23 protein-coding genes and 1 tRNA gene are annotated in these 21,531 nt (G+C 69.5%); 8 read left to right on the forward strand and 16 right to left on the reverse strand.

Going from position 1 to position 21,531, the window contains the following annotated elements:
• From QZ258_RS04210 to otsA, 10 genes are all read right to left on the reverse strand, one after another.
• The coding region (locus QZ258_RS04210; protein WP_294179294.1) for a thiamine pyrophosphate-binding protein at positions 1–1,127 on the reverse strand (1,127 nt) is incomplete at its 3' end.
• A gap of 60 nt (positions 1,128–1,187) precedes the next feature.
• Entirely contained in the window at positions 1,188–2,909 is a 1,722-nt protein-coding gene (gene ilvD, locus QZ258_RS04215; protein WP_294179295.1) for a dihydroxy-acid dehydratase, read from the reverse strand.
• Positions 2,910–2,953: 44 nt separating this feature from the next.
• Positions 2,954–3,328: a monovalent cation/H(+) antiporter subunit G gene (gene mnhG / locus QZ258_RS04220; RefSeq protein ID WP_294179296.1), complete on the reverse strand. Its 375-nt coding sequence runs from the start codon at positions 3,326–3,328 to the stop codon at positions 2,954–2,956.
• Positions 3,325–3,621, reverse strand: a complete 297-nt coding sequence (locus QZ258_RS04225) for a monovalent cation/H+ antiporter complex subunit F (RefSeq protein ID WP_294179297.1) — start codon at positions 3,619–3,621, stop codon at positions 3,325–3,327. The genes mnhG and QZ258_RS04225 overlap by 4 nt, the downstream gene beginning before the upstream one ends.
• On the reverse strand, positions 3,618–4,190 hold the full coding sequence (locus QZ258_RS04230) for a Na+/H+ antiporter subunit E (RefSeq protein ID WP_294179298.1): 573 nt from the start codon (positions 4,188–4,190) through the stop codon (positions 3,618–3,620). Before QZ258_RS04230 ends, QZ258_RS04225 begins: the two co-directional genes overlap by 4 nt.
• Positions 4,183–5,751, reverse strand: coding sequence for a Na+/H+ antiporter subunit D (locus tag QZ258_RS04235; RefSeq protein WP_294179299.1), 1,569 nt, complete (start codon positions 5,749–5,751; stop codon positions 4,183–4,185). Before QZ258_RS04235 ends, QZ258_RS04230 begins: the two co-directional genes overlap by 8 nt.
• Entirely contained in the window at positions 5,748–6,218 is a 471-nt protein-coding gene (locus QZ258_RS04240; RefSeq protein WP_294179300.1) for a Na(+)/H(+) antiporter subunit C, read from the reverse strand. The genes QZ258_RS04235 and QZ258_RS04240 overlap by 4 nt, the downstream gene beginning before the upstream one ends.
• The gene (locus tag QZ258_RS04245) at positions 6,215–9,145 is read right to left on the reverse strand and encodes a Na+/H+ antiporter subunit A (RefSeq protein ID WP_294179301.1); all 2,931 of its coding nucleotides are present in this window, start codon (positions 9,143–9,145) and stop codon (positions 6,215–6,217) included. The genes QZ258_RS04240 and QZ258_RS04245 overlap by 4 nt, the downstream gene beginning before the upstream one ends.
• 71 nt (positions 9,146–9,216) lie before the next feature.
• Positions 9,217–10,002 carry a trehalose-phosphatase gene (gene otsB, locus QZ258_RS04250; RefSeq protein ID WP_294179302.1) on the reverse strand — a complete coding sequence of 262 codons (786 nt, stop codon included), beginning with the start codon at positions 10,000–10,002 and terminating at the stop codon, positions 9,217–9,219.
• Positions 9,999–11,468 (reverse strand): alpha,alpha-trehalose-phosphate synthase (UDP-forming), encoded by a 1,470-nt coding sequence (otsA, locus tag QZ258_RS04255; RefSeq protein WP_294179303.1) that lies wholly within the window; start codon positions 11,466–11,468, stop codon positions 9,999–10,001. The genes otsB and otsA overlap by 4 nt, the downstream gene beginning before the upstream one ends.
• A 126-nt stretch (positions 11,469–11,594) precedes the next feature.
• Here otsA and QZ258_RS04260 point away from each other — a divergent pair, with 126 nt between their 5' ends.
• The 4 genes from QZ258_RS04260 (at position 11,595) to QZ258_RS04275 (ending at position 14,315) form a co-directional block, all read left to right on the forward strand.
• Positions 11,595–12,458 (forward strand): sugar phosphate isomerase/epimerase, encoded by an 864-nt coding sequence (locus QZ258_RS04260; protein ID WP_294179304.1) that lies wholly within the window; start codon positions 11,595–11,597, stop codon positions 12,456–12,458.
• A gap of 83 nt (positions 12,459–12,541) precedes the next feature.
• The gene (locus QZ258_RS04265) at positions 12,542–12,733 is read left to right on the forward strand and encodes a hypothetical protein (protein WP_294179305.1); all 192 of its coding nucleotides are present in this window, start codon (positions 12,542–12,544) and stop codon (positions 12,731–12,733) included.
• A gap of 101 nt (positions 12,734–12,834) precedes the next feature.
• Positions 12,835–13,518: a hypothetical protein gene (locus tag QZ258_RS04270; protein ID WP_294179306.1), complete on the forward strand. Its 684-nt coding sequence runs from the start codon at positions 12,835–12,837 to the stop codon at positions 13,516–13,518.
• A gap of 35 nt (positions 13,519–13,553) precedes the next feature.
• On the forward strand, positions 13,554–14,315 hold the full coding sequence (locus QZ258_RS04275; protein ID WP_294179307.1) for an alpha/beta hydrolase: 762 nt from the start codon (positions 13,554–13,556) through the stop codon (positions 14,313–14,315).
• Positions 14,316–14,426: 111 nt separating this feature from the next.
• Here the strand turns inward: QZ258_RS04275 and QZ258_RS04280 are convergent.
• Positions 14,427–14,499 (reverse strand) — tRNA-Lys (locus QZ258_RS04280).
• Positions 14,500–14,588: 89 nt separating this feature from the next.
• Between QZ258_RS04280 and bcp the strand changes: the two genes are divergently transcribed.
• A complete protein-coding gene (gene bcp / locus QZ258_RS04285) occupies positions 14,589–15,068 on the forward strand; it encodes a thioredoxin-dependent thiol peroxidase (RefSeq protein ID WP_294179308.1) in 480 nt (159 codons plus the stop codon).
• Between the two features lie 27 nt (positions 15,069–15,095).
• Here bcp and QZ258_RS04290 read toward each other — a convergent pair whose 3' ends face one another.
• Entirely contained in the window at positions 15,096–15,488 is a 393-nt protein-coding gene (locus QZ258_RS04290; protein ID WP_294179309.1) for a hypothetical protein, read from the reverse strand.
• A 206-nt stretch (positions 15,489–15,694) separates the two neighbouring features.
• Here QZ258_RS04290 and QZ258_RS04295 point away from each other — a divergent pair, with 206 nt between their 5' ends.
• Positions 15,695–15,943: a WhiB family transcriptional regulator gene (locus QZ258_RS04295; protein WP_294179310.1), complete on the forward strand. Its 249-nt coding sequence runs from the start codon at positions 15,695–15,697 to the stop codon at positions 15,941–15,943.
• Positions 15,944–15,964: 21 nt separating this feature from the next.
• Here QZ258_RS04295 and QZ258_RS04300 read toward each other — a convergent pair whose 3' ends face one another.
• From QZ258_RS04300 to QZ258_RS04310, 3 genes are read right to left on the reverse strand one after another with little or no spacing between them, the layout of a single operon-like run.
• Positions 15,965–17,461, reverse strand: a complete 1,497-nt coding sequence (locus tag QZ258_RS04300; RefSeq protein WP_294179311.1) for a sensor histidine kinase — start codon at positions 17,459–17,461, stop codon at positions 15,965–15,967.
• Between the two features lie 4 nt (positions 17,462–17,465).
• Positions 17,466–18,734 (reverse strand): regulator, encoded by a 1,269-nt coding sequence (locus tag QZ258_RS04305; protein ID WP_294179312.1) that lies wholly within the window; start codon positions 18,732–18,734, stop codon positions 17,466–17,468.
• Entirely contained in the window at positions 18,731–19,354 is a 624-nt protein-coding gene (locus QZ258_RS04310) for a hypothetical protein (protein WP_294179313.1), read from the reverse strand. The genes QZ258_RS04305 and QZ258_RS04310 overlap by 4 nt, the downstream gene beginning before the upstream one ends.
• 123 nt (positions 19,355–19,477) lie before the next feature.
• On the opposite strand from QZ258_RS04310, the gene QZ258_RS04315 reads away from it, so the two are divergent.
• Positions 19,478–19,753, forward strand: a complete 276-nt coding sequence (locus QZ258_RS04315; protein ID WP_294179314.1) for a helix-turn-helix domain-containing protein — start codon at positions 19,478–19,480, stop codon at positions 19,751–19,753.
• Here QZ258_RS04315 and QZ258_RS04320 read toward each other — a convergent pair.
• Positions 19,747–20,346, reverse strand: a complete 600-nt coding sequence (locus QZ258_RS04320) for a hypothetical protein (protein WP_294179315.1) — start codon at positions 20,344–20,346, stop codon at positions 19,747–19,749. The two genes, QZ258_RS04315 and QZ258_RS04320, sit on opposite strands and share 7 nt — an antisense overlap.
• A 148-nt stretch (positions 20,347–20,494) precedes the next feature.
• Here QZ258_RS04320 and QZ258_RS04325 point away from each other — a divergent pair, with 148 nt between their 5' ends.
• Complete coding sequence (locus QZ258_RS04325) at positions 20,495–21,346, forward strand: Rv3235 family protein (RefSeq protein ID WP_294179316.1); 852 nt, start codon at positions 20,495–20,497, stop codon at positions 21,344–21,346.
• The last annotated feature ends 185 nt before the right edge of the window (positions 21,347–21,531 follow it).

The raw sequence follows: 21,531 nt of genomic DNA on the forward strand, positions 1-21,531 counted from the left end.
AGCGGGAAGTTCGCCTTCAACTGGTTGAGGCGCGTCCACCACTCCGAATAGTCGGGGGTGACGCTCTTGGTGGCGGTGGTGTAGGCCGCGAGCAGCTCGGGCAGCACCTCCTTCACGTCGCCGACGATCGGCACGTCGGCGGTGCGAATCTTGCCGATCTCGGCCGGGTCGATGTCGACGTGCACGACCTTCGCCTCGGGGGCGAAGTCGGCCACCTTGCCGGTGACGCGGTCATCGAACCGCGCACCGAGGGCGATGATCAGGTCGCTTTCTTGCAGGCCGAGCACCGCGGGCACCGTGCCGTGCATGCCGGGCATGCCGAGGTGCTGCGGGTGCGAGTCGGGGAACGCGCCACGCGCCATGAGGGTCGTGACGACCGGCGTGCCGGTCTTCTCGGCGAGCTTCAGCAGTTCCTTCTCGGCGGCACCGCGGATCACTCCGCCGCCCACGTACAGGATCGGCTTCTTGGCGGCGGCGAGCATCTCCCCCGCGGCGACGATCTGCTTGCCGTGCGCCTTCGTCACCGGACGGTAGCCGAGCAGTTCGACCTTCGGCGGCCAGATGAACGGCGCTGACTTCTGCTGCGCATCCTTGGTGATGTCGACGAGCACCGGGCCGGGGCGGCCGGTGGTGGCGATCTCGACGGCGGCGGCGAGCACGCCGGGCACATCTTCGGGCTTGGTCACCAGGAACGAGTGCTTGGTGATCGGCATCGTGATGCCGACGATGTCGACCTCCTGGAACGCATCCGTTCCCATCGAGGTCGAGAACACCTGGCCGGTGATCGCGAGCAACGGCACCGAGTCCATGTAGGCGTCGGCGATCGCCGTCACCAGGTTGGTGGCGCCGGGGCCCGAGGTGGCGATGCAGACGCCGAGCTTGCCGGAGGCGGAGGCGTAGCCTTCGGCCGCGTGCCCGGCACCCTGTTCGTGACGCACCAGGATGTGGCGAATCGCGGTGGAGGCCATCAGCTCGTCGTAGAAGGGCATGATGGCGCCGCCGGGGAGGCCGAAGACGTCGGTGATGCCGAGCTTTTCGAGCGAGGCGAGGATCTGCCCCGAGCCGGTGAGCTCGGGTGGGCCGGCCTTGCCCGGCGTTGCCGGGGCCGGTGCGGAATCCGCAGTCATGGATGAGGTCCTTCGAAAAGTGTCTGATCGATCCGCCGGCCGGCAGATCGGGAGCGCAAGCTACCCGGTGACCGCGCCTTCCGCAGCGGAATGCACGAGCTTCGAGTACTTCGCGAGAACGCCACGGGTATAGCGCGGAGGAAGCGGAGCCCAGCCGTCACGGCGGGCTGCCAGCTCGGCCTCGTCGACCAGTAGGTCAATGGACCGGGCGGCGATATCGACCCGTATCAGATCACCGTCGCGCACGAAGGCGATCGGACCTGCGTCCACCGCTTCGGGAGCGACGTGGCCGATGCACAGGCCGGTTGTGCCGCCTGAGAATCTGCCGTCGGTCAAGAGTAGTACATCTTTTCCGAGGCCTGCCCCCTTGATGGCGGCCGTGATGGCGAGCATCTCACGCATCCCGGGGCCGCCCTTGGGGCCTTCGAAGCGGATGACGACGACATCTCCCGCGGTGATCTCACCGTTGGTGAGCGCATCCATCGCGGCGCGTTCGCGCTCGAAGACGCGGGCGGGGCCTTCGAAGGTTTCGGCGTCGAAGCCGGCGGTCTTGACGACCGCGCCTTCGGGGGCGAGCGATCCGTGGAGGATCGTGAGGCCGCCGGTGGCGTGGATCGGGTTGTCGAGCGCGCGCAGCACCTTGCCGTCGAGGGGTTCGATGTCCATCTCGGCGAGGTTTTCGGCGAGGGTCTTGCCGGTGACGGTGAGGGCGTCGCCGTGCATGAGTCCGGCATCGAGGAGGGCCTTCATGAGCGTCGGCAGGCCGCCGTGGCGGTCGACGTCGTTCATGACGTACTGGCCGAAGGGCTTCAGGTCGCCGATGTGCGGAACCTGGGAGCCAATGCGGTTGAAGTCGTCGAGGGTCAGCTCGACCTCGGCCTCGTGCGCGATCGCGAGCAGGTGCAGGACGATGTTGGTCGAGCCTCCGAGCGCCATGCCGACGGCGATCGCGTTCTCGAACGCCTCCTTGGTGAGGATGTCGCGCGCGGTGATGCCGAGGCGCAGCAGGTTGGTGACGGCCTCGCCGGAGCGGTGCGCGAAGTAGTCGCGGCGCGCGTCGGCGGCGGCGGGGCTCGCGCTGCCGGGAAGCGAGAGGCCGAGCGCCTCGGCGACGGAGGCCATCGTGTTGGCGGTGTACATGCCGCCGCAGGCACCTTCGCCGGGCGCGAAGGCGCACTCGATGCGTTTGGCGTCGGCTTCGCTCATCTTGCCGGCCTTGACCGCGCCGACCGCCTCGAAGGAGTCGATGATGGTGATGTCTTTCTCGGTGCCGTCCGAGAGCTTCACCCAGCCGGGCGCGATCGACCCGGCGTAGAGGAACACGGATGCCAGGTCGAGCCGGGCGGCCGCCATCAGCATGCCGGGGATCGACTTGTCGCACCCGGCGAGCAGCACGGAGCCGTCGAGCCGTTCGGCCTGCATGACCGTCTCGACGCTGTCGGCGATGACCTCACGCGAAACGAGCGAGAAGTGCATCCCCTCGTGGCCCATCGAGATGCCGTCGGAGACGGAGACGGTGCCGAACTGCAGCGGATAGCCGCCGCCGGAGTGCACGCCCTCTTTGGCCGCCTGCGCGAGGCGGGCGAGGCTCAGGTTGCACGGGGTGATCTCGTTCCACGAGCTCGCAATCCCGATCTGCGACTTGTCCCAGTCGGCGTCGCCCATGCCGACGGCGCGCAGCATGCCGCGACTCGTCGTGGCTTCGATGCCGTCGGTGACGGTGCGTGAACGGGGCTTGTGATCGATTGCGGGCACGCCCGAATCGGCTGGTGTTTCCGGCATGTGTCGAGGGTATCGCGTTGCGGGGCTTCGCATCGCGCGCCCGCTCACTCGCCGCGCGACTCCCGTTCCTCGGCGCGCGAGACGTCGTCGACGAGTTCGTCGCGCATCAGCAGGTCGCGGCGCACGTTGCGGGTGCGGTAGCCGGCGCGGCCGATCATGTGCGCCGCGACGGGCGCGGTGAACAGTTGGAAGATGACGATCGGCACGAGCGCGAGCAGCGTCGCCCAGGTGCGGGTGGCGAGTGCGATCGCGATGATCACGAGGATGAGGCCGAGGATCTGCGGTTTCGTTCCCGCGTGCAGGCGGCTGAGCGAATCCGGGAAACGCAGCAGGCCGACGGCGGCGCCGAGGGAGAGCAGCGAGGCGAGCACGAGGCAGACGCCCGCCGTCAGATCGAGCACGAGGTCGAGGTCGATCATCGGTCTGCCTCCGTCCGTTCCGCGGGTTGCTGCTCGCTCGGGCGCTGCGAGACGAAGCGCGAGACCGCGATGGTGGCGATGCTCGCCGAGACGGCGATGACGAGCATGACGACGAGGTTGCGAGTGTGGCCGGAGACGACCATTTCGGCGCCGACGACGAGCAGCACGATCGTCAAGAGCACGTCGGCGGCGATCATGCGGTCGAGCACGGTCGGACCGAGCACGACGCGGATCACGGCGAGGAGGGCCGAAAGCGCGAAGATCGCGCCCGCGATGGTGAGGAGAACGGTCATGAGGCGCGGCACCTCTCGAGGTCATCCCGCGATCCGACGGCGCGCACCAGTCGGGCCTCGGTTGCGAGGACGGTGCGGCGCGCGCGATCCAGGTCGCGCTGGGTGCGAGCACCCAGCACGTGCACGAACAGCGCCGCCCGGTCGCGATCGATCTCGATCACGAGGGAGCCGGGCACGAGCGAGATCGCGGTGGCGGTGAGGGTCACGACGAAGTCGGAGTGCGAGCGCAGGTCGACCTCGATGATCGCGTTGCTGCGGATCGGCGGACCGAACGCGCGCGCGGCAACCGCGAACGAGGCGAGGAAGAGCTCGCCGCCGAAGTGCGCGAGGAAGACGAGCAACCAGAAGGGGTTGAAGCGACCGGAGAGTTCAACCGGGGGCAGGTAGAAGAACTGGGTGGCGGCCACCGCGACGAGCACGCCGCTGACGAAGCTGAGCCACGACACGGTGCCCCACAGCAGCATCCAGAGCACGACGAGGGTCACCAGGAGCGGGAGCTGCTGGAGCAAGCGGAAGCGCACCGCGCGGCGCGTCACCGGGTGGTCGGTCAGTTCCTCGGGCTCACTCATCGAAACCCTCCGGGAAGACGGCATCCTGGTAGAACGAACCTTCGAGGTTCTGGCCGGCTCGCGCGCTCAGGTCGTAGAGCGGACCAGCGAACACGGTCAGCGCGAGGCCGACGCCGACCATCGCGATGGTGACGCCGGTCATGATGCGCGGCGTCTTCGCCGCGACCGGGGCGGTGATGACCGCTCCCGTCGGGGCCGCGGTGTCGTCGACCGCGACGACGGAGCCGATTCCCTCGGGCGCGGGCCGCCAGAAGGCTGCATTCCAGACTCGAATGAGCGCGTACAGGGTCAGCAGCGAGACGAGTGCGCCGGCGGCGACGCCGACGAGCGCGAGCGGTTCGCCGGACTCGACAGCCGCCGTGAACAGCCCGATCTTGCCGAGGAACCCCGAGAACGGCGGGATGCCGCCCAGATTGAGGGCGGGGATGAGGAAGATCCCGGCGACGAGCGGCGACACGGCGAGGAGCCCGCCGAGCTTCGGAAGCGCCGTGCTGCCGGCCAGGCGCTCGATGAGGCCCGCGGCCAGGAAGAGCGTCGTCTGCACGACGATGTGGTGCACGACGTAGTAGATCGTCGCGGTCGTGCCGGCCACGGATCCGAGACCGATCCCGAGGATCATGTAGCCGATGTGACTGACGAGCGTGAAGCTCAGCAGTCGCTTGATGTCGCTTTGCGCCACCGCACCGAGCACACCGACGACCATCGTGATGGTCGCGACCGCCAGCAGCACCGGGTTCAGTTCCGGACCGGGGAACAGCAGCGTCTCGGTGCGGATGATGGCATACACGCCGACCTTGGTCAGCAGTCCCGCGAACACCGCGGTGACCGGCGCGGGTGCCGTCGGGTAGGAGTCCGGCAGCCAGAACGACAGGGGGAACACGGCCGCCTTGATGCCGAAGCCGAGCAGCAACATGACGTGCAGCAGGATCTGCACGTCGGTCGGGATGGCGTCCAGCCGATCCGCGATCTGAGCCATGTTGACGGTGCCGGTGGCCCCGTAGATCATCGCGATCGAGCCGAGGAACAGCGCCGAGGAGACCAGACTCACGACGATGTAGGTGGTGCCGGCGCGAATGCGCTCGGTCGTTCCGCCGATCGTGATGAGCACGTAGCTGGAGACCAGCAACACCTCGAAGCCGACGTAGAGGTTGAACAGGTCGCCCGCGATGAACGCGATCGCCACCCCCGCCGCCAGGATCAGATAGGTCGGGTAGTAGATCGTGACGGGGGTCTCGGCGTCGCCGTCGGCGAGACCCTGCCCGACCGAGAACAGCAGCACCGCGAGCAGCACGATGGCCGAGATCGCCAGTAGCAGCGCCGCCAGCCGATCGACGACGAGCACGATGCCGTACGGCGCGGCCCACCCGCCGACCTCCATGACGAGCGGCCCGGTGGTGTCCGCCGCGATGAGCATGACGAGGCTGACGGCGAGCATGCCGACGAGCGCGAGCACCGCGAGCACGCGCTGGGCACGCGCGCGTCGACCGAGCGCGAGGGCGGCGCCGGCGCCGATGAGCGGCAGCAGCACGACGAGCGGAACGAGCGCAACGGGCGCGGTCATCGCGTCACCTCCGCATCGGCGGCGGGCGGAGTCTCGGGCTCGTCGTCGCCGAACTCGCTCGCGTCCTCCGCGACGTCGTCGCTGTACTCGGTCTGCTCCCCCGCCGTCGACGCGGTGCCCGCGCGCATCGCCAGGTCGTCGGCGTCGTCGGAGAGCGTGTCGGCGCGCGACAACAACCACGAGCGATAGATGAGCGCGAGCAGGAACGCCGAGACGGCGAAGGTGATCACGATCGCGGTGAGGATGAGTGCCTGCGGCAGCGGATCACTCATCGCCTCGGTGCTGGTCTCGTCGTAGATCGGCGCGGCTCCGGGGCGTCCGGCCACGATCAGGATGAGCAGGTTGGTCGCGTTGCCGACCAGCAGGAAGCCGAACAGCACGCGCGTCATGCTGCGCTCGAGCAGCAGATAGACACCGCAGGCGTACAGCGCCGCCATCACGACGAGCAGCACGATCGAGACGCTCATCCCTGCACCTCCCCGCTCGCGCTCCGGCTCGCGGCGCCCGCTTCGGCGTCTTCGCTTTGGCGGTCAACCTCCGCGCCGAGGCTGCGCAGCACGTCGAGCGCGAGGCCGACGACGACGAGGTAGACGCCGATGTCGAAGAACATCGAGGTGACCAGGTCGATCTCGCCGAAGACCCCGAGCGAGAGCGTGACCCAGGTCGAGGTGAGCGCGTCGACGCCGAAGAACAGCGGGAGGACGGCGGTCGCCGCCGCGGTGAGCAGTCCCACGCCGAGGATGACGCCCGCATCGAACGGCGCGGCGGCGCCGAGCTCCCGGCGCCCGCCCGCGAGGTAGCGCGCGGTGAGGGCGAGGCCGACGACGAGGCCGCCCGCGAATCCGCCCCCGGGCGCGTTGTGTCCGACCAGCAGGAGGTACACCGAGACGACGATGAGCGCGTGGAAGATCAGCCGGACGACGACCTCCAAGAGGATCGACCGGTTCTCGGGCGACAGGGTGCGCCCGGCCAGCAGCCACGAGCCGCGGGCGACGGGGACGTGCAGCGGGGTGTCCTGTTGGGCGCGGCGCTGGCGCATCGACGCGCGCGCCGCGCGGCGGCCGACGCGCGGCAGGTCGTCGCGCCGCGAACTGACGAAGATCAGGCTCGCGACGCCGGTGGCGGCGGCGATCACGACCGACAGCTCACCGAGCGTGTCCCAGGCGCGGATGTCGACAAGCGCCACATTGACGACGTTGCGACCGTGGCCCTGCTCGTAGGCGAGCTCCGGCCAGGCGAGCGAGATGGGTTCGTCAACGCGCGCGCCCGTCGCGACGATCGCTACCGCCGCCATCGCGAGGCCGACCGTGATGCCGAGCAGCGCGCGCGGCAGCCGCTTCGTGCTGCCGTTGTGCTCGCCGAGGCGTGCCGGCAATCGACGGAGCACGAGCACGAAGGCGACGAGCGTGACCACCTCGACGAGCAGTTGGGTGAGCGCCAGATCGGGGGCACCCTGGGTGGCGAAGATCGCCGCCATGCCGGTGCCGGTCACCCCGACGAGGATCGCTCCGGCGAAGCGCTTCTGGGCGCGCGCCGCGGCGATCGCCCCGATCACCATGACGAGCCCGGCGGCGAACTGCACGGGCCCCTGCGCGAGCTCCCAGTTCTGCGTCCAGGTCTCGACGTTGACGAGCGCGGCGGCGAGCGCGAGCGCCACGACGAGGTAGATCACGCCGAGGTAGAACGGCAGCGATCCGCGCTGAAGCTGGGCCGTGACCCACGCCGCCACCCGGTCGGTGGCGCCCACGATCGCGCGATAGGCGCGCTCCCCGAGCGGGGCGCGCGGGTCGCGCTCCTCGCGACGGCGCAGTAGCACCACGAGCAGGAGGCCGAGCGCGATGCTGATGCCGGAGGCGACGAGCGGCAGGCCGAGCCCGTGCCAGAACTCGACGTGCGGCGCCTCGGCGGCATCCGCGTAGCCGGCGATGCTCGCCGTGGCGAGCGGGTCGAGCAGCGCGGCGAACGGGCCGAGCACGACGGTCGCGACGACGAGCACGACAACGGGCACCCCGAGGTAGCCGCGCTCGGAGGTGCTCGGCGTGCGAATCGTGCGCACGGCGGCGGTCTCGCGGACGACGAGGCGGTCGGGGCGCTTGTCACCGAATGCCCCCCAGACGAAGCGGATGCCGTAGGCGAGCGTCAGCACGGCGCCGGCCACGAGCGCGACGAGCACGAGCCACGCCCCCGCGTCACCGCCCTCGGCGACGGCGAGCACGGCGGCGAACACGGCCTCTTTCGCGACGAAACCGAACAACGGCGGCAGCCCCGCCATCGAGGCGACCGCGAGGATCGCGGCGACCGCGAGCACCGGCGAGCGACGGCCGAGGCCGGTGATCTCGCGCAGGTCGCGCGTGCCCATCCGGTGGTCGACGATCCCGACGATCAGGAAGAGCGCCGACTTGAACAACGCGTGCGCCAGAAGCAGCACGACTCCGGCCAGGGCCGCCTCCGCCGTGCCGAACCCGGCGATCGCGATGAGCATGCCGAGCTGGCTCACGGTGCCGTGAGCGAGGACCTGCTTGAGGTCCGTCTGCCGCAGCGCCTGGATTCCCCCGAGCAGCAGGGTCACCAGTCCGAGTGAGACGAGCACCTCGCTCCAGCCGGGAGTGGCGGCGAAGCCCGGGCTCAGCCGGAGGACGAGATAGATGCCCGCCTTCACCATGGCGGCGGCGTGCAGGTAGGCGCTCACCGGGGTCGGCGCGGCCATCGCACCGGGTAGCCAGAAGTGGAATGGGAAGATCGCTGACTTCGACAGCGCCCCGACGAGCACCAGCAGGATCGCGGCGGTGACGACCGGTCCGCTCGGGGCCTGGGCGATCAGCTCCCGCAGCGACGTGGTTCCCGCCTCGACGACGAGCAGCACGAAGCCGACGAGCATGACGAGCCCGCCGAGCGTCGTCACGAGCAGTGCCTGAAGCGCCCCGCTTCGGCTGGCGCGCTTGTGGTGCGAGTGACCGATCAACAGGTACGAGAAGACGCTGGTCGCCTCCCAGAAGACGAACAGCAGAAACACGTCGTCGGCGAGCACGAGGCCGTACATGGCGCCCGCGAACGCCATGAACGTGCCCGCGAAGGCCCCGATCCGGGCGTCGTCGCCGGGGAAGTAGCGGGTGCAGTAGAGCAGAACGAGCGCGCCGACGCCCGTCACGACGAGCGCGAGCAGCAGACCCAGCGGATCCATCACGAACGAGAGGCTCAGATCGAGCTGCCCGATCCAGACCGTCGACTCGGCGAAGATCCGGCCCCCGGCCACCTCGGGGGCGAGGGCGAGGGCGTGGACGAAACCGGCGGCCGCGACGAGGGCCGCGAGCGGGAAGACGCCCCGCCCGATCCAACGCGACAGGGCCGGCAGCACCACTGCCGCGACGACGAATGCGAGAAAGATGGTGAGCATCTCGTCCCTCCCGCGTCGCCGATTTCCAGGTTACTGAGAGGAAGCTGGGAACACGCGCACAGCCGACGTGCTCACGCTCCGGCCTCCGCGCGCAGCGACGCGAGCGCGTCGAGCACCTGCGCCACCTCGTCGGGGCCGTCGACGCGGAACGACGCGGCGGTGTCGCCGCCGCCGCTCTTGAGCCCGACGTCGCCCGCGTGCAGCACGCGAAAGGCGTCTTCGTCGGTGACGTCGTCGCCCGCGAAGAAGACCGCGTCGGCGTGCGTGTAGCGACGGAGGTGCTCGACCGCCTCGCCCTTGTTCGCCGAGCGCACCGAGAACTCGAGCACGTTCTTGCCGCCGCGCACCGTGAGCCCCTCGAGTCGCTCCTCCGCACGGGCGCGCGTCTCGCGCTGGGCGCGCTCCGCATCCTCGGGCGTCGCAAGCCGACTGTGCACCGCGAATCCGGCTGGCTTGTGTTCGAGCCAGACCTGATCGATGTCGGCGACCACCGACTCGAGCACGTCGTGCAGAATCTGCACGCGTTCGAGTTCGTGCGGCTCCAGCGGGTCGCCGTCGCCGTCCGCGTCCAAGCGGTACTCGACCCCGTGCGAGCCGACCAGCAGGGTCTCGGGGGTCGCCTGGGTCACGTGCTGCAGACTCCCAAGCGCGCGACCCGAGATGAACGCCACGCGCGTCTCGGGCAGCGCGAGCAGGCGCGTGACGGCCGCCTGGGCGGCCGGGATCGCGCGGGCGTCTTCGGGCGCATCGACCTCCGGTGCCAGCGTGCCGTCGAAGTCGAGAGCGACGAGCAGGCGCGGCACGGCGGCAACCGAACGCAGCGCCTCGATGAGCGCGGGAGGCAGCTCGGCGGTCACGAAGCCGCGACCTCGGCCGCGACCTGGGCGGGGCCGACGTCCGCAGCGTCGCGCCCCTTGGTCGCCTCCAGCACCCGCAAGAACTTCGCCGACCAGTTGGCGACGTCGTTCTCGTTGACGCGCCGACGCATGGCGCGCATCCGCTTGCGACGGTCGGCCCGCGGCATCGCGGCGGCCCGAAGGATGGTGTCTTTCAAGCCCTCGATGTCGTGCGGGTTGACCAGCAGCGCGCTCTTCAACTCGTCGGCGGCGCCCGCGAACTCGCTCAGCACGAGCACGCCGTCCTCGTCCTTGCGGGCGGCCACGTACTCCTTGGCCACCAGGTTCATCCCGTCGCGCAGCGCCGTGACGAGCATGACGTCGGCGGCGAGGTAGAGCGCGGCCATCTCCTCGCGCGGATACCCGTGGTAGAGGTAGTGGATCGGCTGGTGGCTGATCGTGCCGTAGTCGCCGTTGATGCGGCCCACCATGAGCTCGATCTCGTCGCGCAACTGCATGTAGGCCTCGACGCGCTCGCGGCTCGGGCTCGCGACCTGCACGAGCGCGACCTCCTCGACCGACATGCGCTGTTCGCCGAGCAGTTCGCCGAAGGCCTTCATCCGATGCCGGATGCCCTTGGTGTAGTCGAGCCGGTCGACGCCGAGCATGATCGTCGTCGGGTTGCCGAGGTCGCGACGAATCTGGGCGGCGCGCTCTTGCACCTCGGGACGCTGCGCGAGGTCTTCGAAGGACTTCGCATCGATCGAAATGGGGAACGCCTTCGCGATCACCTGGCGCTTGTCGCCGTCGTCGGTGCGCGGCACCTCGATCGAGGTCGAGCTCGTCTTGTAGGCGTAGAGGCGGCGCACGGCGCGGGTGAAGTTGCCGGCATCCGCCACCCGCTGGAAGCCGATCACGTCGGCACCGAGCAGGCCTTCAATGATCTGCTTGCGCCACGGCAACTGGGAGTAGATGCCATATGCAGGGAACGGAATGTGGTTGAAGAATCCGATCGTGAGATCCGGGCGCAGCTCCCGTAGCATCCGCGGGACCAGCTGAAGCTGGTAATCCTGCACCCAGACCGTCGCGCCCTCGGCCGATACCTTCGCGGTGGCCTCGGCGAAGCGCCGGTTGACGTGCACGTAGCGATCCCACCACTCGCGGTGATAGCTCGGCTGCGCGATCACATCGTGGTAGAGCGGCCAGATCGTGTCGTTGCTGAAGCCCTCGTAGTAGAGCTCGATGTCGGTCACCGACAGCGGCACCGGCACGATGCGAATGCCGTCGTTGTCGAAGGGCGACAGCTCCAGATCGGGCTGACCGGCCCACCCCACCCAGGCGCCATCGGCGGCGCGCATGACCGGCTCCAGGGCCGTCACCAGCCCGCCGGGCGACTGCCTCCAGGTCGTCGCCCCCGACTCGTCGACGACGCGGTCAACGGGGAGACGGTTCGAGACGACAACAAAGGAATACAGTTCATCGTCCATGTCGATACGGTATCAGCCGGTCCTCGGGCAGAACCCGAGAAGTCCCCGCATCTGACGGCCCGCGGGCGACGGAAGGATTTGCACGCGCGACACATTCACGACATCTGGCGTCGATACCGTCGTGCCATGATCGCGATCGGAATGAGCACCTCGTGCGTGTTCCCGCTGGGTGTCGAACAGGCGTTCCGGCTGGCGCGTCTCGCCGGGTTCGACGGCATCGAGATCATGGTCACGAGCGACGCCGTCACGCGGGATGCCTCCGCGCTGCGCGCGCTCAGCGAGCGCTACGAGCTCCCGATTCTCTCGATCCATGCCCCGGTGCTGCTGCTGACGCCGTTCGTGTGGAGCCGCGATCCGAAGGTCAAGCTGCAACGGTCGGCGGAGCTGGCGGCCGAGCTGGGCGCCCCGAGCGTGGTCGTGCATCCGCCCTTTCGCTGGCAGTCCGACTACGCGACGAACTTCGAGCGGATCGTGCGGGAGACCGCGGCTGAGTCGGGCGTGGAGATCGCGGTCGAGAACATGTTCCCGTGGCGGATCGCCGGGCGTCAGCTCACCGCCTACGCGCCGAGTCCCGATCCGCTCGACCTCGACGTCGACGCCATGACCCTCGACTTCTCGCACGCCTCGCTCGCCGGGCGCGACTCGCTCGAGATGGCGATGGCGATGGGGGATCGCCTGCGCCACCTGCACCTGTGCGACGGACGCAGCTCCGTCGACGACGGGATGATCTTCGACGAGCACCTGCTCCCCGGGCGCGGAACTCAGCCGGTCGCCGAGACGCTCGACTGGCTCGCCAGCACCAACTGGTCGGGATCGGTCGTCGCCGAGATCAAGCCGGCGAAGTCGACCAGCGATGCCAAGCGTCTCGCGCAACTCGTCGAGACGGTCGCGTTCGCGAAGCGGCATGTGGGTCAGGAGCACGCCGTCCGCGAGCCGCTGCCGACCCGGACCGCCGCGGCCAACCGGCTCGCACGTCGCGTCCGAGCCTGAATCGCTCCTGAGCATTCGGTGAGAACGGCGGCCGCGCGAGGGTGCGGTCGCGATAGCGTGGCAACAGTCTTCTGGAGGTGTCGATGCGCAAGTTCATCTTCAACACGAGTGTGTTGAGTTCCGTCTTCGGTGCCGTGGGCATCGCCAAGCAGACGAAAGAGGGCCCGCGCGACTGGCGGCTGATCCTGATGTGGATCAGCTGGGCCATTACCGTGGCGATTGCGGTGGGCACGGTCGTCGAGCAGAGCCGCGAGCACGAACTCGACGAGTACTAGGCCCCCTCCGCACGGCCTCTCCCCGCAGACCACTCGGCGATGAGGCCACAGCGAAACCTCAGACACATCTCAGTGTCGCTTGCTAGCGTCACCCCTCGCCCATGGCTTCTTTCTTCCGTCCCCACGTCGCCGCGCGCGTCGAGCGTCACGCTCCGCGGACCGGTCACCGCCTGCACCTCGTGCTCGCGCCCATTGCGGCGCTGCTGGGGCTCGCGTTCGTGGTCGTCAGCGCGCCGCCCGCACCGGCGACCGACGCGGAACTGATCGCCGCCTACAACGACCGCTGGGGGCAGTCGCTCACGGTGCCGGCGACGGTGGAGACGCCGGAGATCGTCCGCGACAGCTACGACGCGACGCCCGGCATCGAGACCCTCAAGGCCAGCGGCACCAACTACGACTGGGCGACCATGGTGCTGCTCTTCGCCGACTTCCCGGTCACCGAGGACAGCGTCACCGTGATCACCCGGTGGATGCGTCAAGAGAACTACGTCGACAACTGGTGGTTGCGCAACAACCCGCTCAACAACGGCTGGGGCGCCGAGGGCGGGACCTTCCTCGGCGGCAATCCCGACCTCGTCGACGCCGCGCAGGACGTCGCGAACGCGCTCACCACCTACGCAGGCTATGCGGGGATGCGCGCCGCCTTCGAACGCGGGGCGCCGGCCGCCGAGATCGAGAACGAGATCTGGTTCGGCCCGTGGGCGACCGGCCACTACAACGACGGTGCGCACTGGAGCTACGTCGAGGTGCCCGTGATCACCGCTCCGGCGAGCGCCTGGGGCTGATCACCCCCGGCCGAGCCGCGTCGTAGAGTGCGAGCGTGACTTCTGACTCTCGCACGCCGCAGGTTCGCCGCCTCGTTCGCCGCACCGGGGTGATCGCCCTCGCCCTCGGCGCTGCGGCGCTCGTGGGCGCGGTCGTCTGGGCCGCCAACCCGATGCCCGCCGAACCCGCCCCGCTGGCTGCCGTCGCGGCGGATACGTCGCTCACCGTGGTCGACGGCGACGGCGTGATCGTTCTCGAACCGGCCGATCCGACCGGCGCCGGGCTCCTGTTCTTCCCCGGCGCGCGTGTGGCGCCCGCCGCCTACGAGTCGAAGCTGTCGGCGCTCACCGACGCGGGGATCACGGTCGTGATCGCCGAGGTGCCGCTGAACTTCGCGATCCTCGAAACCCGCGACCTCGCGACCTTCACCGGCGCGGCCCCGACCGTCGACACCTGGTATCTGGGCGGGCACTCCCTCGGCGGCGTGCGCGCCTGCCAGTACGCGGGCGACAACCTCGACGAGGTGGCGGGGCTGATCCTCTTCGGCTCCTACTGCGCCACCGACCTGGCCGCAACCGGCCTGAGCGTTCTGAGCCTCTCAGGCGAGAACGACCTGCTCAGCACCGCCGAGAAGATCGCCGACGCCGCGCACCTGCTGCCGGCCGACACCGTGTTCGTCGAGATTCCGGGCGCTACCCACGCGCAGTTCGGCGACTACGGGGAGCAGCCCGGCGACGGCGTCACCACGACGACGGATGCGGCGGTGCGCACGGCGATCGCCGCGGCCGTGGCGTCGCTTCTCGGCGTTGCCTCCTGAGGCGTCACACCACCCGCGCGGTGCCCGCGGGCTCGGCACGACGTCGCTGAGGAGCACGCGTCGCGGCACGAAAAAACCCCGGCAGCTGGCGAGAGCGAACCGGGGCTTTCGTACACCCCCCGGGACTTGAACCCGGAACCCACTGATTAAGAGTCAGTTGCTCTGCCAATTGAGCTAGAGGTGCGCAATCCGGTAAGACCGGACCGAGGGACTACGATAGCACCTCCGGGACGGCCTCGCGAACAGACCGTTCCTCAGCACCGAAAGGCCCCCGTGACCGCACCGCACCGCCTCGAATCCGGCACCCCCGCCCCCGATTTCACCCTCACCGACCACGAGGGCACCAGCGTCACCCTGAGTGCGCTGCGCGGACAGAAGACGATCCTCTACTTCTACGGCGAGGCGATGACCCCGGGGTGCACGACGCAGGCCTGCGACTTCCGTGACAGCCTCGGCGAGCTGGCGGCCGCCGGCTACCGGGTGCTCGGAATCTCGCGAGATGCGGTCGCCAAGTTGGAGCGCTTCGCACGCGAAGAGCGTCTGACCTTCCCGCTGCTGAGCGACCCCGATCACGCGGTGCACGACCTCTACGGCACCTTCGGCGAGAAGCAGCTTTACGGCAAGACGGTCATCGGGGCGATCCGCTCCACCTTCGTGCTCGACGAGGCGGGCATCATCGAGCTCGCGCTCTACAACGTCAAGGCCACCGGCCACGTCACCATGCTGCGCAAGAAGCTCGGCCTCGCCGCGTAGCACGACGCCCGCCGAGCGCGAGGCCCGCTAGCCTCGCGGCGCGACCCAGCGGCCGACGACGGCCGAGAGCAGCAGGACGAACGCGAGCGCCGAGGCGATCACGAGCGGCCACCCCAAGCTCGGCTGGGCGAACGCGCCCTGCAGCGCTCCCACGCCGACGGCGAACTGCAGCACCTGCCAGACGATCGCCGCCGAACGGCTCCAGCCCGACCCGCGCCACATGCCGACGAGGATCGCTCCGACCCAGATCGCGGCCAACGCCACGACGACCGTGAGCGCGATCGCGGAGGAGAGCGAATCGGCTTGGTCGACAAGCAATTCGAACACCAGAAACACGGTGTAGCCCGCCACGAGAGCGAACTCCGCCAGCAGGATAGACAGAACAGTCCAGACAGCGGCCGGACGAGGTCGAGAACTCACAGGGTCATCCCATTCAAAACTATTGATTCCACGTTACATCTGTGTAAACCTTGTCCACGGTTGATGTGACGCCGACATCGAGGTTGGCGAGTCCCGAAATCCCACCCCCATTGCCTTTTCGGTCACTCTCGACCGCGCGCACGCGTGGGTCTCTACCAAGACTCGTTGTGCGACTGCGTCCAGCACCATCTCGAAGGAGCACCATTATGGATTGGCGTGACAAAGCCGCCTGTCTGACCGTTGACCCGGAACTGTTCTTCCCGGTCGGCAACACCGGACCCGCCGTCGACCAGATCGACAAGGCGAAGGCGGTGTGCGGTCGGTGCACCGTCACGGAGATGTGCCTGCAGTACGCCCTCGAGACCAACCAGGACTCGGGCGTCTGGGGTGGTCTCAGCGAAGACGAGCGTCGCGCCCTCAAGCGCCGCGCCGCCCGCGCCCGCCGCGCCTCCTGAGGCGCCCTCACGCCGCACCGGCTAGCGCTCGGCGCGCAGCCATTGCAGCGGAACCTTGATCGTCACTTCGGTTCCCTCCCCCTCCAGGGTGTGCCAGTCGATCGTGCCGCCCAATTCGCCCTGAATCAGCGTGCGCACGATCTGTGTGCCGAGGCCCGCGCCGACCTTGCCCTCGGCGAGTCCGACGCCGTCGTCGCGCACGCGCACGCTCAGTTCGCCGTCCTGTCGGCGCGCCGAGATCTCGACCTCGCCGTCGCGACCGGCCAGACCGTGCTCGACCGCGTTCGTCACCAGTTCGGTGAGCGCGAGCGAGAGCGGTGTCGCATACTCGCTCGGCAGGATGCCGAAGGAGCCGGTCTTCTTCGGCCGGACCGTCGTGTTGTGCGTCGAGGCGACCTCGGCCACCAGTTGCAGCACCCGATCGAAGACGTCGTCGAAGTCGACGTTCTGATCGAGGCCGCCCGAGAGCGTGTCGTGCACAACCGCGATCGCCGCGACGCGGCGCATCGCCTGGGTGAGCGCCTCGCGCGAGGCGTCACTGTGCGCACGCCGGGCCTGGATGCGCAGGAGGCTCGCCACGGTCTGCAGGTTGTTCTTCACCCGGTGGTGGATCTCGCGAATCGTCGCGTCCTTGGTGATCAGCTCCTGCTCCTGATGCCGCACCTCGGTCACGTCGCGCACCAACACGATCGCGCCCGTGCGGGTTCCCCGGTCGCGGATCGGAATCGTCCGCAGCGTCACGGTGACCCCGCGCGCCTCGATGTCGGCCCGCCACGGGGCGCGCCCGGTCACCACGAGCGGGAGGGACTCGTCCACCTCCAGGCGGCCGGCGAGGATCTGCGTCGTGACGTCGGCGAGCGACTCGCCCTCGAGTTCGCCCGAGAAGCCGGCGCGGTTGAACGCCGAGAGCGCATTGGGGCTCGCGAAGATGACAACGCCGCCTGGGTCGAGGCGGATCAGACCGTCGGCCGCGCGGGGGGCGCCGCGACGCGGGCCGGACGGAGCCGCCAGGTCGGGGAAGTCGCCGGAGGCGATCATGCCGAACAGGTCGTTGGCGCACTGGTTGAAGGTCAGTTCCTGACGCCCCGGGGTGCGCGCCTCGCTCAGGTTGCTGTGCCGCGTCAGCACCGCGATCGGCTGCTCGGTCGTCTGCGCTCCCGTCGGCGAGAGACGACGTAGCACCGGCACGGCGCGCACGCGCGTCGGCGTCTCCTCGTACCAGTCGGGGTTCGCCGTGTCGACGATCTTGCCCGTCGTGAAGGCCTCCGTCACCTGCGCGCGCCACTCCGGCTTGATCTGCTGCCCGACGATGTCGCGGTAGAAGATCGTGGCCGCGGAACTCGGCCGCGAGTGGGCGACCGCGAGGAAACCGTCGTCTTCGGTGGGCACCCACACGACGACATCGGCGAAAGCCAGATCGGCGATCAGCTGGCCGTCGCCGACGAGGAGCTGAAGCCACTCGGCGTCGGCCTCGGACGAACGTCCCTGCGACTGAACGAGGTCGGTGAGCGTCGACATGCTCTCAGGCTAGTCGCCTCTCCCGAGTGAAAAATCCGCGCCGGCCGGGACGCGCGGCCGCGGGGACCAGGATGCGCTCCTCGATCAGCGCACCGAGCGCCACCCGCGCCGCCGAGCGCGGCGCCGCCTCACCGAGGGGGCGCCCCGACAGCAGCGCGGCATCGAACCCGCGCGGATCCCACGGGATCAGCACCGGGTCGTCGATGCCCGCGAATCGCGCGAGCGACTGACGGATCTGCGCCTCCGGGTTGACGCCGATCGCCCCGGAGCGCACCTTGTTGACCACGACGGTGACGCGCTCCGGCGGGACGTGGTCGATCAGCTCCAGGTGGGCGCGCACAAGCCGGGTGAGTCCGATCGCGTCGGCGGCACCGACGAGGAGCACCCGGTCGGCGGCGCGCACCGTCGCCAGCGCCGCGGCGTTGCGTCGCGGCGCGTTCAGATCGCTCGAGATCTCTTCGTCGTGTTCGAGGCTCGAGGCGGTGTCGAGCACGAGCGTCGAGACCCACGAGCGGGCGGCGGCGATCGTCGCGGTCACCCGTTCGGCCGTCAACTCGGGCCAGCGGCTCGCGCGGCCGAGGCCCGTCAGCACCGACATGCCCCCGCGTGACAGCGGCACCCACTCGGCCACGCGGTCGAACTCGTCGCGCGTGAGCGCGTCGTTGCCTGCGAGGCGGCACGCAGCGGCGAAGCCGGGTGCCTCGTCGAGGAGCCCGAGCGAGGGGGCGATCGCGGCGGCGTGCGTGTCGGCATCCGCCAGACCCACGACTCCCCCGCGCGAGGCGAGTTCGGCGGCCAGCGCGACGGCGAGACTGGTGCGCCCGGGCGCCCCGGCCGGACCCCAGACGGCGATCACCTCGCCGCGCACCGGCGCCGCGGCGGTGTCGAGCGCGGCGGGCTCCGATTCAGCGGCGGGCGGCGGGGAGGCGGCGGGCGCATCCCACTCAAACGGCTCGGCGAGCGTGTCGATGACCCCCAGCTCAGCGGCGAGCCGTTGCTCCTCGCGCGACAACGCCACGACGATCAGCCTCACGCCGTGGTCGTCACAGGCCGCCACGAGCGCCGCGTCGAGATACTGCGGCTGCGCCACCGTCACGACCGCATCCGGGCGGAGCGCCGGGATGCGGGCCGCCAACTCGCTCGCGCCCGAGCAGCGCGCCACCACCCGCACACCGTGTCGCCGTGCCCCCGCATCCAGCCGCTGCTCCTCGGCGAGCGGGAGGCACAGCGCGACCCCGCCGCCGCGGGCCGCCGGCTCGGCGGGCTCGTTCACGGCGCCGTCCACGCCAGCCCCGCGGGAACCACCGCGAGATCGAGATCGTCGGCGATGGCCTGCAGGATGCGCGCGACGCGCGCGCGGGGCACCAACACTTCCACCGAGGCGCCGTCGGCCGAGGAGATGAACCCGTCGTTCTCGCGCACCTCGACGAGCACGGCATCGGCCACCAGCACCGCGGGCGGAGCCGCCAGACCGTCGGTCACCGCCGCGGCCATCCAGACGTCGACGCGGCTCCCCGGCTCCAGAGAGCTGCTGACCGGGGCGGCGAGCGTCAGCACGAGCGCGGTCGACCCGACGGCGCTCGCGTCGCCGAGGGCGGAAACCCCGACCAGCTCGCCCGCACGGATCGCCTCCGTCACCACGAGACCCTCCTCCGGCAGCTGGCCGACCGCGAGGTACAGCCCCTCCCCGCCGTCGAGGTCGACGCGCCGTTCGACGAGGTCGGCCGCGACGATCCGGTCGCCCGGCTGCAGCGCCACGCCCGCCGCGTAGACGCTCGATCGCTGGTCGAAAGCCGAGACGATTCCGACCACGCCCAACACCGACACGGCGACGAGCACGAGGCCGATGAACAATCGCGGGTCGGCGGCACGGCGGCGAGACTGGCTCGGCATCGAGGCTCCTCTCCTGGGGATCGACGCGGATCGGACTGTGCCATGCTGACCGCTCAGTCGGGCGCGCGCGGCAACTTATCCACATCACCGTCTGGGCCGGGGACGGCGCTGGATAATCGAGGCATGACGACGTCCGACACCCCTGACTTGGGTCGTTTTCTGACCCTCGCGGACACCGCCGAGATCCTCAACGTGTCGCCGCGCCAGGCCTACTCGCTGGTCCGTTCCGGCGAGTTGCCGGCGATTCAGATCGGCGCCCGAGGAGCGTGGCGAGTGGAACGCGCGATGCTCGACAGCTACATCGCGGCCAAGTACGAGGAGTCGCGGCATCTCGCGCGGTGGCGCCAGGCGAACTTCGCCGACGTCACCGAGTTGTTCGCTCCCGAGCGCACTCAGTAGCGGATCGCGGCGAGCTGCCCGAAGGGCACGAGCCGCACACCGCGCACCGCCGAGGACCGACGCGGGTCGGTCGGCTCGTGTTCGGCAAGGTCGAGGTGGTCGCGCGCGACACGATCGAGCGTGCCGAAGAAGGAGCCGGCGGGCGTCACCAGCTCGACGAGCACGCGTCGCCGGCACAGGTCGCGCGCCACGAAGGCGAGCCCGAGTCGCGCCGACAGCGACGCGGTCGGCGGGGCGGCCGGTTCGGCGGCGAGACCGAGCGCCAGCTGCGCGGCGCTCGGGCGCACGGCGGCGATCGCCGCGAGCGGGATCACGGCCGAGCGGCGCGGACCGACGTCACCCACCAGGTCTCCCGCGATCCAATCGCGCCCGAGCGCGCTCGCCCGCAGCGTCCACACCGCCCCCGTCACCACCTCGATCACGAGCGGCTCGCGGTCGGCGTGCTCCGGCTCCGCCATCGCGAGCACCCGGTCGCGCAGACTCAGCCGCGCGAGCCGAAGTCGTTCCTCTTCGGCCACCAGGTCGGTCTCTTCGGCGTCGAGCTCGTGCTCTAGCTGAGACTCGAGGTCGTCGAACAATCGGTCCCAGCGCATGGCGAGACGCTAATCCCGCACCCGCCCGTCGACGCCGGTTATCCACAATCGACAAAAACTCTAGACATGGCGTCGGGTGCGTGATTGAGTGTGCCTACCCCCGGATGGGGGTCACTGCCTGCTCCGATCTCCCGGGGAGTCACCGACAATGAGCGAAGTCGCGACCGATCACCTGCACTCCGACGCCGCCTTCCGCACGGCGCGCTCGCGATTCGATCCCGAAGACTTCTTCGGCCGCCAGCCGACGTCCACCACGTCCCTGCCCGACCCGGCCCCGCTGCTCGAAAACCTGACGCGCTGCGTCGTCGAGATTCTCGCCGGCGCCCGCGAACTCGAGCAGATCGCCCGCTGGGTCACCGACGACGTCTACCGCCATCTGCTCAAGCGCGTCGTGCTCTCCACGCGGGCGCGGCAAGCGCGCGGCGAGACCGCGGTGCGCCCGACCTTCGCGATCGGCGGCATGCGCGTCTGCGAACCGCGCGACGGCGTCATCGAAGCGACCGTGATCGTGCGCGGTCGCGCGCGCACGCGCGCCGTGGCGATCCGGCTCGAAGGCCTCGACCACCGCTGGCGCGCGTGCCTGGCCCACCGGTCGTCGCCTTCGATCTCGCCTCCACGCCATTGCTTCTCTATCAACCTGAGTGGCAAACGCTTTACATATATCGTGGCAAAATTCATCCGGATACACTTGGCACATGCTTGTGGACGTCTTAGTCCCTCTTCCGGTCAACTGTACATGTCTGTGTTCTCCCGAGCACTGTCTTTCTCTCAGCCGGGCCGCGACTTCGGACGACGAGGTGAGCACGGACGTTCTCTTGCGTATGGGGGCCTTGCCGTACTGATCTTCTCCCATCATCCCGAGTGCGCAGAAGTCGAACGTCACCTTTTCCACACCCGCCTGGTGCTGCAGCTGCTTCAGGGTCTCCAATCCCCACGAGCGGGCGGCAACTGGATGTTCAAAGACGAAATGTCTTTTGCCCTTGAGCTGCTCCATGCATAACTGCACGGCAAACGCGAGATGGGTCATGCCTTCCTCAATCTTTGCCCGTGCATTCCCAATCGTGCAGTGCGCATAGTTCCAGAACCACTGCGCCGCACTGAAGCAAGCAAAGGGCGGGCCGACGATCAATATGCCTGGTTGCTCTTCTTTTATCTTCTTAAGGACCTGACTCCGCTTGGCTGGGT

The sequence above is a fragment of the uncultured Schumannella sp. genome (assembly GCF_905479755.1).
In the GTDB taxonomy this organism is placed as follows: domain Bacteria; phylum Actinomycetota; class Actinomycetes; order Actinomycetales; family Microbacteriaceae; genus DCRR01.